Annotated in this window: 16 protein-coding genes; 13 read left to right on the plus strand and 3 right to left on the minus strand. The window is 46.9% G+C overall.

Annotated elements, in window-relative coordinates; genetic code table 11:
- Positions 1–9 precede the first annotated feature (9 nt).
- Entirely contained in the window at positions 10–1074 is a 1065-nt protein-coding gene (locus RAC86_RS03630) for a tartrate dehydrogenase (protein WP_072565752.1), read from the plus strand.
- Here RAC86_RS03630 and RAC86_RS03635 read toward each other — a convergent pair.
- On the minus strand, positions 1060–1668 hold the full coding sequence (locus tag RAC86_RS03635) for a dienelactone hydrolase family protein (RefSeq protein WP_061186201.1): 609 nt from the start codon (positions 1666–1668) through the stop codon (positions 1060–1062). The two genes, RAC86_RS03630 and RAC86_RS03635, sit on opposite strands and share 15 nt — an antisense overlap.
- A gap of 84 nt (positions 1669–1752) precedes the next feature.
- Between RAC86_RS03635 and RAC86_RS03640 the strand changes: the two genes are divergently transcribed.
- The gene (locus RAC86_RS03640) at positions 1753–2145 is read left to right on the plus strand and encodes a 3-hydroxyacyl-ACP dehydratase FabZ family protein (protein ID WP_072181722.1); all 393 of its coding nucleotides are present in this window, start codon (positions 1753–1755) and stop codon (positions 2143–2145) included.
- 34 nt (positions 2146–2179) lie between these two features.
- On the opposite strand, the gene RAC86_RS03645 is transcribed toward RAC86_RS03640, so the two are convergent.
- Positions 2180–2344, minus strand: coding sequence for a hypothetical protein (locus tag RAC86_RS03645; RefSeq protein WP_061186203.1), 165 nt, complete (start codon positions 2342–2344; stop codon positions 2180–2182).
- A gap of 132 nt (positions 2345–2476) precedes the next feature.
- Between RAC86_RS03645 and RAC86_RS03650 the strand changes: the two genes are divergently transcribed.
- The 9 genes from RAC86_RS03650 to RAC86_RS03690 all read left to right on the plus strand — a co-directional run bounded on the left by RAC86_RS03650 (position 2477) and on the right by RAC86_RS03690 (position 9901).
- A complete protein-coding gene (locus RAC86_RS03650; RefSeq protein ID WP_003225050.1) occupies positions 2477–3226 on the plus strand; it encodes a Cof-type HAD-IIB family hydrolase in 750 nt (249 codons plus the stop codon).
- 205 nt (positions 3227–3431) lie between these two features.
- Positions 3432–4205 carry a 5-oxoprolinase subunit PpxA gene (pxpA, locus tag RAC86_RS03655; protein WP_014112676.1) on the plus strand — a complete coding sequence of 258 codons (774 nt, stop codon included), beginning with the start codon at positions 3432–3434 and terminating at the stop codon, positions 4203–4205.
- A gap of 14 nt (positions 4206–4219) precedes the next feature.
- Entirely contained in the window at positions 4220–5434 is a 1215-nt protein-coding gene (locus RAC86_RS03660) for an NRAMP family divalent metal transporter (RefSeq protein ID WP_014112677.1), read from the plus strand.
- 5 nt (positions 5435–5439) lie between these two features.
- Entirely contained in the window at positions 5440–6231 is a 792-nt protein-coding gene (locus tag RAC86_RS03665; RefSeq protein ID WP_014112678.1) for a putative hydro-lyase, read from the plus strand.
- 45 nt (positions 6232–6276) lie between these two features.
- Complete coding sequence (pxpB, locus tag RAC86_RS03670; RefSeq protein ID WP_061186208.1) at positions 6277–6999, plus strand: 5-oxoprolinase subunit PxpB; 723 nt, start codon at positions 6277–6279, stop codon at positions 6997–6999.
- Positions 7000–7001: 2 nt separating this feature from the next.
- On the plus strand, positions 7002–8009 hold the full coding sequence (locus RAC86_RS03675; RefSeq protein WP_072566809.1) for a 5-oxoprolinase subunit C family protein: 1008 nt from the start codon (positions 7002–7004) through the stop codon (positions 8007–8009).
- Between the two features lie 15 nt (positions 8010–8024).
- Entirely contained in the window at positions 8025–8777 is a 753-nt protein-coding gene (locus RAC86_RS03680) for an IclR family transcriptional regulator (protein WP_061186210.1), read from the plus strand.
- A 63-nt stretch (positions 8778–8840) separates the two neighbouring features.
- A complete protein-coding gene (gene lipC / locus RAC86_RS03685) occupies positions 8841–9482 on the plus strand; it encodes a spore germination lipase LipC (RefSeq protein ID WP_072565753.1) in 642 nt (213 codons plus the stop codon).
- A 173-nt stretch (positions 9483–9655) separates the two neighbouring features.
- The gene (locus RAC86_RS03690; protein WP_014112683.1) at positions 9656–9901 is read left to right on the plus strand and encodes a YczI family protein; all 246 of its coding nucleotides are present in this window, start codon (positions 9656–9658) and stop codon (positions 9899–9901) included.
- A gap of 5 nt (positions 9902–9906) precedes the next feature.
- Here RAC86_RS03690 and RAC86_RS03695 read toward each other — a convergent pair whose 3' ends face one another.
- A complete protein-coding gene (locus tag RAC86_RS03695; protein WP_072566810.1) occupies positions 9907–10194 on the minus strand; it encodes an antibiotic biosynthesis monooxygenase family protein in 288 nt (95 codons plus the stop codon).
- A gap of 151 nt (positions 10195–10345) precedes the next feature.
- On the opposite strand from RAC86_RS03695, the gene pbpC reads away from it, so the two are divergent.
- Both pbpC and RAC86_RS03705 read left to right on the plus strand, forming a co-directional pair.
- A complete protein-coding gene (pbpC, locus tag RAC86_RS03700; protein WP_072565754.1) occupies positions 10346–12352 on the plus strand; it encodes a penicillin-binding protein 3 in 2007 nt (668 codons plus the stop codon).
- Between the two features lie 100 nt (positions 12353–12452).
- Positions 12453–13355 (plus strand): aldo/keto reductase, encoded by a 903-nt coding sequence (locus tag RAC86_RS03705; RefSeq protein WP_014112686.1) that lies wholly within the window; start codon positions 12453–12455, stop codon positions 13353–13355.
- The last annotated feature ends 131 nt before the right edge of the window (positions 13356–13486 follow it).

Here is a 13486-nt window from a genome sequence, read left to right on the forward strand (position 1 = left end):
GGAAGGAGAATGACGATGAAACAATTCGAGATTGCGGCAATACCGGGAGACGGAGTAGGAAGAGAGGTTGTAGCGGCTGCTGAGAAAGTGCTTCATACAGCGGCTGAGGTGCACGGAGGTTTGTCATTCTCATTCACGGCTTTTCCATGGAGCTGTGATTATTACATGGAGCACGGCGAAATGATGCCTGAAGACGGAATACATACGCTTACTCAATTTGAAGCGGTTTTCTTGGGAGCCGTCGGAAATCCGAAGCTGGTTCCCGATCATATTTCGTTATGGAGGCTGCTGCTGAAAATCCGGAGGGAGCTTGAGCTCTCCATTAATATGAGACCCGCCAAACAAATGGCGGGCATTACGTCGCCGCTTCTGCATCCAAATGATTTTGACCTCGTGGTGATTCGCGAGAACAGTGAAGGTGAATACAGTGAAGTCGGCGGACGCATTCACAGAGGCGATGATGAAATCGCCATTCAGAATGCCGTATTTACGAGAAAAGCGACAGAACGTGTCATGCGCTTTGCCTTCGAATTGGCGAAAAAACGGCGCGGCCATGTGACAAGTGCCACAAAGTCTAATGGCATTTATCACGCGATGCCGTTTTGGGATGAGGTCTTTCAGCAGACTGCCGCTGATTATAGCGGAATCGAAACGTCATCCCAGCATATTGATGCGTTGGCCGCTTTTTTTGTAACGCGTCCGGAAACGTTTGACGTCATTGTGGCGAGCAACCTGTTCGGTGATATTTTAACGGACATCAGCTCAAGCCTGATGGGAAGTATCGGTATTGCGCCGTCTGCGAACATCAACCCATCCGGCAAATATCCGTCCATGTTCGAACCGGTTCACGGCTCAGCTCCCGACATTGCCGGCCAGGGCCTTGCCAATCCAATCGGCCAGATTTGGACAGCGAAGCTGATGCTTGACCATTTCGGAGAGGAAGAACTGGGAGCAAAGATCCTGGATGTGATGGAACGAGTAACAGCTGACGGCATCAAAACACGCGACATTGGCGGACAAAGCACAACGGCTGAGGTTACGGACGAAATCTGTATGCGTTTAAGAAAACTTTGATGAAACAGGGCGGGGCAGTTTTTCTGCCTCGTTTTTTATGATGGAAAGCGTTTTGAAGAAGAGTGCCCTGTCAAAATAAACCGACTCAGGATTGGCAAAGCCATGAAGAGCATCGAATTGATAAATCTCCAAATCGGGATGCTGTTTTTCCCTCAGTTTTTTGATAAGAACCGCAACATCAAACGACGGTTCATATGAAGGGAAAAACAATAGGACCGGGCAGGCTGGCACGTGATGAAGAGAATCGCGTATCCGGGAACCGTAATAACAAACAGCTCCGCTCACCTCAGGCATACTGCTGCATTTCCATGCGATCGTCGCGCCCGCGCTGAATCCAATCACAAAGATGCGCCGTCCCGCGTTTTGCCTGATCACGTTCTGAATGATGGTTTCTCCTGTTTTCAGCCGTTCATGTTTTGTAAACTGTTCGTATGCTGTTTTTTCCTCTTGCAGTGAGTAGACTTCACCATCTCCGAGCAGGTTGGGCGTTATCACATCATATCCAGCCATTTTGATCAGCCGGCCCATCTTTTTCATATGGATGTTTACACCGTATATTTCGTGTGCGAGAATGATGAGCGGTTTTTGGGACATAACAGGCTCCTTTTGCGTTTTTTCCATTATATCCTATCGTTGAGCTGTAGGCTGATATATAATAGTCAAAAAAGGAGAAATAGAATGAATTCATTATCTTTGCCTCACCGCTATCCGTTTTTGTTTATTGATGGAGTGACGGAAAGCGAGCCCGGCAAACATGCGGCCGCCTATAAGCTGATTAGTGAGAACGACTGGTTTATCACTGACACGCAAACAGAAATGCCGTTTTCACTAGTGATTGAAGCACTTGCGCAAACGGCGGCTTTTACAGGGATTACAGATGAGAACAGCTTGGGGTTATTGTCTTCTGTGAAGAAAGCGGAAAAGCTGGGCGCGGCCGTGCCCGGTGACCGGCTTGATCTTTTGTTTGAAGTCACGCGCAATCGGCGCGGGTTTGTGTTTGGACATGCCAAGGCGTCAGTAGGCGGGCAGCCTGTTGCTGAAGCTGAAATCGGCATTTATATTGAAAAATGAAAAAACCCTTCACAACGATTTGTGAGGGGTTCTATTATTTCGTATCGTAATCCCGTTCGCTCTGTGAGTCATCTCTTTGCTGGCGTTTGTGTTTTTCATCATTCATATTTTCCTTAAGCTCTTCATTCGGAATCGGATCGGTTAAGTCGTTGTGCTCGGGGTTTTCGTTTGGTTTGTTTTGCTGTTTTCTTTCTGTCATGTTTAATCACCTCACCGTTTGTTTTCCTCTTATCAGCGCACCTCAAACATGTGAAATCGCTTTTTTGTTCCGCTGGGTATAATGTATTAGAATAGAAAGAAGAACAACTAAAAGGCAAAGAGAGGTACATATATGTCTATTCAAAGAGAAGATGTAGATATCAAGCTGATCGCAATTGATATGGATGGAACGCTGCTTAATGACGAGCAGCTGATCTCGGATGAAAACCGTAAAGCCATTCGTGAAGCCGAGGATAAGGGAGTGTACGTGGTGATCAGCACGGGCCGGACACTGATGACGTGCCGGGAGCTGGCGGAATCGCTGAAGCTGTCATCCTTTTTAATCACGGCAAATGGCAGCGAAATATGGGATTCGAATTTTAATTTGGTGGAACGCAAGCTGCTCCATACAGATCATATTCAAATGATGTGGGATTTGCGGAATAAGCACAACACCAATTTCTGGGCTTCTACGGTGAATAAGGTATGGAGAGGTGAGTTCCCGGAAAATATTACGGACCATGAATGGCTCAAATTCGGCTTTGACATTGAGGATGACGACATCCGAAACGAAGTGCTGGAGGAGCTGAGAAAAAACAAAGAGCTCGAAATCACAAATTCAAGCCCGACAAACATTGAAGTCAACGCGCTTGGCATCAACAAAGCCGCAGCGCTTGCGAAGGTTTCTGAAAAACTCGGCTTTACGATGGAGAATGTGATGGCGATGGGTGACAGCCTTAATGACATCGCGATGATCAAAGAAGCGGGTCTGGGCGTCGCGATGGGCAATGCGCAAGACACCGTGAAAGAAACGGCTGATTGGATCACGGATACAAATATTGAGGATGGTGTCGCTAAAGCGATTCGCCATTGGGTACTATAAAAAAAGGGAGTCCTAAGATGGACTCTCTTTTTTTAGTTTGGCAGGTTTTCTTGTGGGACCATGGTAGGTTTTCTGACAAAAGTATTTCACAAACTGATATGATTGAATTATAATGAAGCAAAGTTCAAAAATTCGGAATAGTCGTTCCGAATTTTGGAACAATAAATACATAAAGCATATCGTATGCTTTGGCAGGAGGGATTCTGTGTTTCAGATTGATTTGAACTGTGATTTAGGAGAAAGCTTCGGAGCCTATACGATAGGCCTTGACCAAGATATTTTAGAGTATGTCACATCAGCGAACATCGCATGCGGATTTCATGCAGGAGATCCCGGTGTCATGCGGAAAACCGTCGCGCTTGCGGCAGAAAAAGGCGTGAAAATTGGCGCACATCCGGGCTTGCCGGATTTACTCGGCTTTGGGCGCCGCAATATGGCGATTTCTCCTGAGGAAGCGTATGATCTCGTCGTCTATCAAATTGGCGCGCTCTCTGGTTTTCTAAAAGCAGAGGGACTTCACATGCAGCACGTCAAGCCTCATGGCGCTTTATATAATATGGCGGCAGTCGATCAAAAGCTGTCGGACGCCATCGCGAAAGCTGTCTATAAGGTTGATCCTGGACTGATTCTTTTCGGTCTTGCTGAGAGCGAGCTCGTAAAAGCGGGAGAACGGATCGGACTTCAGACGGCAAATGAAGTGTTCGCCGATAGAACATACCAAGCGGACGGCACGCTGACACCGCGCTCCCAGCCGGACGCACTCATTGAAAGTGATGATGCCGCTGTCACCCAGGTGATCAAAATGGTGAAAGAAGGGGCGGTTAAATCTCAGCAAGGGCATGATGTGTCATTAAAAGCAGATACCGTTTGCATCCATGGAGATGGAGCCCACGCGCTGACATTTGCGCAAAAAATCAGAAAAGAGCTCAAAGCGGCAGGAATTGAAGTGACAGCTATTTCAGCACAGAAGTCAACATAAAGGAGGAACAATAGATGGGGCAACAGAAAAAAACAGCAGAAAAAAAAGCGGGCAGCTGGTCATTGCTGATGGGTGCTGCCTTTTTAATGGCCACTTCGGCGATCGGCCCAGGTTTCCTGACACAAACCGCAACATTCACAAACACACTCGCGGCAAGCTTCGGTTTTGTCATCTTAATCTCTATTATTTTAGATATTTTCGCCCAAACCAATGTTTGGCGCATTATCGCAGTGTCTGGAAAACGCGGTCAGGAAATTGCGAATATGGTGCTTCCGGGACTGGGGTATTTCATCGCCATTCTCGTCGTGCTTGGCGGACTAGCTTTTAATATCGGGAATATCGGAGGTGCCGGTCTCGGACTCCAAGTTCTGTTCGGCATTACACCAGAAACAGGCGCTTTGATCAGTGCTGTCGTTGCCATTTTCATCTTTTTAATCAAAGAAGCAGGAAAAGCGATGGACCGCTTTACGCAAATTGCGGGCTTTGCCATGATCATCTTAACGCTGTACGTCGCAATCACGTCTGCACCGCCAGTCGGACAGGCTGTGGCAAACACCTTTGCCCCTGAACAAATCAGTATATTCGCAATTGTAACACTAGTCGGCGGGACAGTTGGCGGATACATCACGTTTGCTGGGGGACACCGCTTACTGGATGCTGGCATTAAAGGAAAGGAAGCGATTCCGCAGGTGACAAAAAGCTCAGTTGCCGGAATTTTAATTACATCTGTTATGCGAATTGCCCTTTTCTTAGCTGTGCTCGGCGTTGTTTCAAAAGGCCTGCATATTGACGAAAGCAACCCGGCGGCCTCAGTGTTCCAGCTGGCAGCGGGAAATGTCGGTTATAAAATTTTCGGATTGATCATGTGGTCTGCGGCCATTACCTCTGTTATCGGGGCAGCTTATACGTCTGTTTCGTTCTTTAAAACCTTTTCTCCGAAAATTGAAAGGAATTCACGCGGCATTATTATCGGCTTTATCGTGATTTCTACGTTAGCTTTTGTCACAATCGGACAGCCTGCGAAAATTCTCGTGCTTGTCGGATCACTGAATGGCTTAATTCTGCCGATTGCGCTAGGAACGCTGCTTATTGCCGCATATAAGAAAAAGATTATTGGTGATTATAAGCATCCGCTTTGGCTGACCGTTTCAGGTGCACTTGTTGTGGTCGTAATGGCGATTATGGGAGTCTACACGTTATTTACACAACTTCCTCAATTGTGGAGCTGATAAAGGTGGAGCAATTAAACAAAATGGCGCCGAAGGATGTGCGCGCCTTGATACGAGAGGGAAAAATAACCGGGCCGACTGCAGGAATGTCCGGCGGCTATGCCCAAGCGAATCTTGTGATTTTGAAGAAAGACCTTGCGTTTGACTTCCTGCTGTTTTGCCAGCGGAATCAAAAACCCTGTCCTGTGCTGGATGTGACAGAAGCGGGTTCGCCAGTGCCATCGCTGGTCGCGCCGGATGCTGATATCAGAACGGACTTTCCAAAATACCGTATTTACAGGCAGGGTATCTTGACGGAAGAAGTATCTGATATTACGCCATACTGGGAGGATGACTTTGTCGGCTTTCTGATCGGATGCAGTTTCTCTTTTGAACAGGCGCTGATCAATAATGGAATAGCTGTCCGGCATATTGATGAGGGGACAAACGTCCCGATGTATCAAACGAATATCGATTGTGTTCCGGCAGGAGCGTTTCAAGGACAGATAGTTGTCAGCATGAGACCCGTTCCAGAACGGCTGGCTGTACGCGCTGCACAAGTGACCTCACGTTTTCCGGCTGTGCACGGAGGACCGATCCATATCGGCAATCCAGGAGCAATCGGCATTCGCGATCTGGACAAGCCGGATTTCGGAGATGCCGTTTCCATTCGTGAAGGCGAGGTTCCTGTTTTTTGGGCGTGCGGGGTGACACCACAAGCCGTGGCTATGAATGTAAAACCTGAAATGGTCATCACACATGCGCCGGGGCACATGCTCATCACAGATATTCGAGACGAGTCGCTTGCGGTGCTGTAACCTCTCGTCCTCCAAATGAACGAGAAATAAAAAGAGGTGAGAAAGATGACTGAACGATTTCAAATCGAGCAGCTCGGTGATTCTGCAATGATGATCCGATTTGGAGAAGAAATAAACGAGCAGGTTAACGGCCTTGTCCATGCCGCGGCCGCTTACATAGAAGAACAGCCATTTCCGGGATTCATTGAATGCATCCCGGCTTTTACAAGTCTGACGGTATTTTATGATATGTATGAAGTGTACAAGCATTTGCCTCAAGGCATAAGCTCACCTTTTGAGAAGGTCAAGCGCGATGTCGAAGAACGGCTGAAGGAAATAGCCACAGACTATGAGAACAACCGCCGCATTGTAGAAATTCCCGTCTGCTATGGCGGTGAATTCGGGCCGGATTTAGAAGAGGTGGCGAAGATCAATCAGCTGTCACAGGAGGAAGTCATCGACATTCATACAAACGGCGAATATGTGGTGTATATGCTTGGCTTTGCACCTGGTTTTCCTTTTTTAGGCGGGATGTCCAAACGTATTGCCGCTCCAAGGAAATCTTCGCCAAGGCCGTCGATTCCCGCCGGTTCAGTTGGAATTGCGGGAATGCAAACAGGTGTTTATCCGATTTCAACGCCGGGCGGCTGGCAGCTGATCGGCAAAACGCCGTTGGCTCTGTTCCGGCCGCAGGAAAACCCGCCGACGTTATTGAGGGCGGGAGATATTGTTAAATTCGTACGCATCTCAGAGGATGACTATCACGCCTATAAGGAGGAGTCCAATTGAGCATGAAAGTGGTAAAGCCCGGACTGCTCACAACGGTTCAGGATATAGGCAGAACGGGGTATCAAAAATACGGCGTTCTGGCAAGCGGAGCCATGGACACGGTTTCGCTGCGCATTGCCAATCTGCTGATCGGCAACAGCGAAAATGAAGCCGGTCTTGAAATTACGCTGATGGGGCCCGGTCCGTCGTTTTATTTTTCAAAAACGACGTTGATTGCGGTGACAGGGGCGGACTTCACTTTGCGTATTAATGACGAAGAAGCGCCTTTATGGAAGCCTCTGCTCGTCAAGGAAAACAGCACGGTCAGCTTTGGTCCCTGCAAACTCGGCAGCCGTGCGTATTTAGCAACAGCCGGCGGCTTCGATGTGCCTGCCGTCATGGAAAGCAAAAGCACGTACGTCAGAGCAGGGATCGGCGGACTTCATGGCAGAGCGCTTCAAAAGGAAGATGAACTATCCATTGGAGAGACGTCATCTCTTTCGCAAACCATTCTTTCCCGATTAAGCCCGCAGCTTGGAAAGCAGGGATTTGCAGCGCCGAAATGGTCGGTCAGCCGCGGGAGGTTTCTGCCATTGAAAAAGAATCCTGTCATTCGGGTGCTGGAAGGAAAACAATTCGGCTTTTTTACAGAAAAATCGAAAACGCGTTTTTATGAAGAAACATTTCGTGTCACGCCACAGTCCGACCGTATGGGCTACAGGCTCAAAGGAGAACCGCTCGCACTGAAGGCACCACTAGAGATGGTGTCAGAAGCGGTTTCGTTTGGAACAGTTCAGGTGCCGCCTGACGGCAACCCGATTATCCTGCTTGCAGACCGGCAAACGACCGGCGGCTATCCGAGGATCGCGCATATCATATCCGCTGATCTTCCGATTGTCTCCCAAATCATGCCGGGCGAGCACGTCCAGTTTGAGCCTGTATCCCTTCAGGAAGCGGAAGCGCTTGCGATTGAACGGGAACAGCATATAAAAGAACTGAAAACGAGAATGAAGATGGAATGGCTGACATAACAAAGGAGATGAATGATGCAGAATAAAAACAAAACCGTAGTCAAATCTATGGCTCTGCTTAATTTGTTTTTGCATGAACCAAGTCTTACCTTAAGTGAACTGGTATCGCTGTCAGGTATGCCGAAAACCTCTGTTCACCGGATGGTCAGCTCTTTGGAGGAAATGGGATTCCTCAATCGGGATTTGTCCGGCGCTTATTCGCTGGGACTGGTGTTTTTGGAATTCGGACAGCTCGTTGCTGACAGGCTGGATATCAGAAAAATAGCGAAACCGGTGATGGAAGAGCTGTGCCGGGAAGTGGATGAGGCCGTGCAATTGATCATGAGGGACGGCAATGAAGCGATATACGTTGAGAAAATAGAAGGGACACAGACTGTGCGGTTGTACACGGCGATCGGCAGGCGCTCTCCTCTGTACGCTGGAGCGTGCGCCAGAAGCATTTTGTCCTTTCTTCCCCGTGAAGAAATCGAAACATACATCAAACAAACGGAGCTCATTTCAATTGGCTCCGGCACGATTACCGATCCCGAAAAACTGCTGCAGGAGATTGATGCCTCTATACAAAATGGCTATACCGTCAGCTATTCAGAGCTCGAAAACTATACAGCGGCCATCGGCGCCCCGATCTTTAACCATAAGCGTCAGGTGGCAGCCGGCATCAGCATTGCAGGCTTTGAAGCGAGATTTACAGAAGACAGGCTGCCTTATTTAACAGAAAAGGTGAAGGATGCCGCTTTACAGATTTCCAGAAAAATAGGGTATTCATAAGTAGCCGATCTTTTCTCCGCTGCGTACATTAACGTATCGACGTTCAGGAGTGGAGGAAAGAACATGGTGTTTCGATATATAGCACTGGGGGATTCTTTGACGACGGGGAGAGGCTCCGGGCTGTTTTCTCCCGGCTTCGTCCAACGTTTCGGAGACATGATGGAAGCCGACTTGAAAACAAAAACGGCAATATCCATCTTTGCCAAATCAGGCTTAAATACAGAAGAAATTCTGGGGCTCCTGTCATATCCCTATGTGCAAAAATGCATTCAAGATGCTGGCATGATAACCATCACAGGGTGCGGAAACGATCTCATCGATTCGGTCTTAGCCTACCAAACGTCTAAGGATGAAACGATTTTCAGCCGTGTATCCGCCCATTGCCATGAGAATTTTGAAAAGATGATTGCGAAAATCGCTGAGATCAAAGGAGAAAACCCGTCCCCGTACGCCATCCGTGTGTTCAACTTATACAATCCGTTTCCCGAAATTGATATCGCTGGTAAATGGATCACATCCTTTAATTCACATTTAGAAACACTTGCATCAGCACCCCATGTCAAAATCGCGGATGCCTACAGCATCTTCAAAGGCAAAGAACAGGAATATCTGTCCTTTGACGGTGTCCATCCGAACAGCAAAGGCTATCAAGCGATGGCTGAAGCAGTTCACAAGTTAGGCTATAAAGAATTGTCAGTTTCATAGAAAACGCGCCTTATGACAGGGCGCGTTTTTTATGTGTGAATGAAATATTAAAAGAAACTTAAAATTCTCTGTCTTCTGTTCTACAGACAAAAAAAGTGCGCTAGAATAATGGAGGACGTAGGCAAAAATAGCCATAACGTTCAATATTTCGTATATAAGGAAGGATGGTCCTTTTGTTTCGGATTTTTAAAATGTCTTTTGCGGTTATCATTATTGTACTGGCGCTTATTGCTTTTAAATATACGGAACACACCTCTGTTATCCAATCGGTCATGCTCGTCTTTCTTGGCGCCGTTATGTTTATGCAGGGGCTTGAAGAGCGCAAAAAAGAAAACGACGGCTCAGGCGCTTTCAATATTTATACCGCCGTTTTCGTATGGTCTGTCTCTCTCATCGGTTTTACACTTCATATTATATAAATCTATTACACATCCTTAAAATGCTCGACCGTCGGGAACGGGGTATAGAACCGATGAAGCAAGGCTTTCCACTCTTGATACTCTGAAGAACCGCGAAAGCCTTCCGTATGGTCCTCAAGTGTTTCCCATTCCACAAGCAGCAGATATTTATGTGTTTCTTCCATGCATTTTGATAACGAGTGAGTGATATAGCCCTTCATGCCGGAAATAATCGGCGCCGCTTGCCGGAACGCCTCCTCAAACTCTTGTTCAAGCCCTTCTTTAATGTGAAGCATTGCTGCCTCTCTGACCATGTCATCCCTTCTTTCCTTCTTTTCAAATAGTCTACAGCAAATGACAGGATATTTCTGCAAAATCGAAGAACCTTTTCCTTCATTTTCAAAAAAATCTTGCACGCACCAATTCATTTAAGAGAAAATAATAAGTGGAAGGCAGGGGAAAGTCATGTTAAAAAAGTGTATTCTACTAGTATTTCTATGCGTCGGATTGATTGGGTTAATCGGATGCTCCAAGACAGATTCACCAGAGGATCGCATGGAAGCATTCGTGAAACAGTGGAACAGTCAGCAATTCGATGACATGTATCAAAGCCTGACTAAAGGTGTCAAAAAAGAAATCTCCAAAAAAGATTTCGTCAACAGGTATAAAACCATCTATGAGCAGGCAGGCGTAAAACATCTGAAAGTCACTGCGGGAGAAGTGGATGAAGACGATAAAGACAACAAGACGATGAAGCACATCCCGTATAAAGTCAGCATGGATACAAATGCGGGCAAGGTCAGCTTCAAAAATACCGCTGTGCTGAAATTAGAAAAAACAGATGACGAGGAGTCATGGAATATAGATTGGGACCCATCGTTTATTTTCAAGCAGCTGGCTGATGACAAAACGGTACAAATTATGAGCATTGAACCAAAACGCGGCCAAATCTACGATAAAAACGGGAAAGGCTTAGCCATCAATACAGATGTTCCAGAAATCGGAATTGTTCCCGGAGAGCTTGGCGACAAAAAAGAAAAAGTCATAAAAGAGCTCGCGAAAAAACTTGATTTGACTGAAGACGATATCAAGAAAAAGCTGGATCAAGGCTGGGTGAAGGACGATTCGTTTGTGCCGGTCAAAAAGGTCAAGCCGGACCAGCAAAAATTAGTGTCTGAGGCGACGTCATTACAAGGTGTAACAAGAACGAATGTCAGCTCCCGCTATTATCCGTATGGTGAAAAGACAGCCCATTTGACAGGCTATGTCCGCGCCATCACTGCGGAAGAACTGAAGAAAAAGAAAGACGGAATGTACAGCGATACGTCTAACATCGGCATCGCCGGACTTGAAAATGTGTATGAAGACAAGCTAAGAGGCACAACCGGATGGAAAATCTACGTGCCGCAAACTGGAGAAGTCATCGCTGAAAAGAAAGCGAAGGACGGCGAGGATCTTCATCTTACAATTGATATCAAAACGCAAACGAAGTTGTATGATGAACTGAAGGATGACAGCGGGACGGCAGTCGCGCTGCAGCCGAAGACAGGCGAAACACTCGCACTTGTCAGCGCGCCTTCTTACGATCCAAACGGATTTATTTTCGGCTGGAGCGATAAGGAATGGAAAAAACTAAACAAAGATAAAAACAATCCATTTTCAGCGAAATTCAACAAAACATACGCACCGGGTTCTACAATTAAACCGATTGCGGCTGCCATCGGGATCAAAAACGGCACCCTAAAAGCGGATGAGAAGAAAACAATCAAAGGAAAAGAGTGGCAAAAAGATTCGAGCTGGGGCGGCTATTCAGTGACACGTGTGTCAGAGAGCCTTCAGCAAGTTGATCTTGAAAATGCCCTCATTACGTCAGACAATATTTATTTTGCACAGAACGCGCTTGATATGGGAGCGGACACCTTCACAAAAGGCTTGAAAACGTTCGGCTTCTCAGAGGATATTCCATATGAATTCCCGATCCAGCAATCGTCTATCGCAAATGACAAGCTCGATTCAGACATTTTGCTTGCTGATACGGGGTACGGACAAGGGCAAATGCAAATGTCTCCGCTTCACTTGGCGGCTGCTTACACGCCATTTGTCGACAACGGAGATCTTGTCAAACCGACGCTAATCAAAAAAGATTCGCAAACAGCTGATGTTTGGCACAAGCAAGTTGTCACGAAGGAAGGAGCGGCAGACATTACAAAAGGACTGAAGGGCGTTGTGGAAGACGAGCGTGGATCAGCGTATCAGCCTGTCGTGAAAGGAATCACCGTTGCCGGAAAAACAGGAACAGCCGAGCTGAAAACATCTAAAGATGATAAAGACGGCGCTGAAAATGGCTGGTTCGTCGGCTACGATTATAAAAACAAAGACCTGCTTGTCGCCATGATGATCCAAAATGTGCAGGACCGCGGTGGCAGCCACTATGTTGTTGAGAAAGCGAAAAAGCAATTTCAATCGAATTAAAATGCCTTTTTGACAGGAGCGAAAGGAAAAAGGGGATCTGAGGCCGAATGAACTAATAAGGGGCAAAACCCGGTTTATACAAAGAAAAGAGGGATTTTGCATGCAGCGTATTCAATTGGCGGAGGATCTTCAATTTTCAAGAGTCGTACACGGGCTTTGGCGGCTGAATGAATGGAACTATTCAGATGCCGAGCTGCTCAGCCTCATTGAATGGTGTATCGATCACGGCATCACAACCTTTGATCATGCGGATATTTACGGAGGCTATACGTGCGAAAAACTGTTTGGAAATGCCCTTGCCCTTTCGCCCGGATTAAGGGAAAACATAGAGCTGGTCACAAAATGCGGCATTGTTCTTGAATCACCTGAACGTCCCGCACACAAATCGCATCATTATAACACAAGCAAATCACATATTTTGGCATCTGTTGAGCAATCCCTTTTAAACCTTAGAACGGATTATATCGACGTACTGCTGATTCACAGACCTGACCCGCTCATGGATCCGGAGGGAGTAGCAGAGGCGTTTCAGGCGCTAAAATGCTCCGGCAAGGTCAGGCACTTCGGCGTTTCAAATTTTAAAGATCACCAGTATCGCATGCTGGAATCGTATTTGCCTGAGAAGCTCGTGACCAACCAAATTGAGCTTTCTGCATATGAATTAGAAAATGTTCTGGACGGCACTTTGAACTTGTGCCAAGAAAAACGGATTTCGCCGATGGCTTGGTCACCGCTGGCAGGCGGCAAAGTTTTCACTGGTGACACGGAAAAAGACCGCCGTGTCCGCTCGGCGCTCGAATCTGTTCAGGCGGAAATCGGCGCCGCTTCATTGGACGAGGTGATGTACGCATGGCTGTTCACGCATCCGGCCGGCATCATGCCGATTGTCGGAAGCGGAAAACGCGAGCGGATTTCCGCCGCAGTAAACGCTTTGGCATACAAGCTTGACCATGATCAGTGGTTCCGTATTTTTACAGCCGTACAGGGTTACGATATTCCTTAACAAAAAGCACCAGCTTAGCAGCTGGTGCTTTTTCAATATTGTCACACCGCTTAGTGCCAAATTACCATTTATAAGTGATTGAAACTCACTTGAAAGCGTTTTATATTATAAAGAAAACCTCTCTTTTTCCT

The organism is Bacillus sp. LR_5 (genome assembly GCF_042709275.1).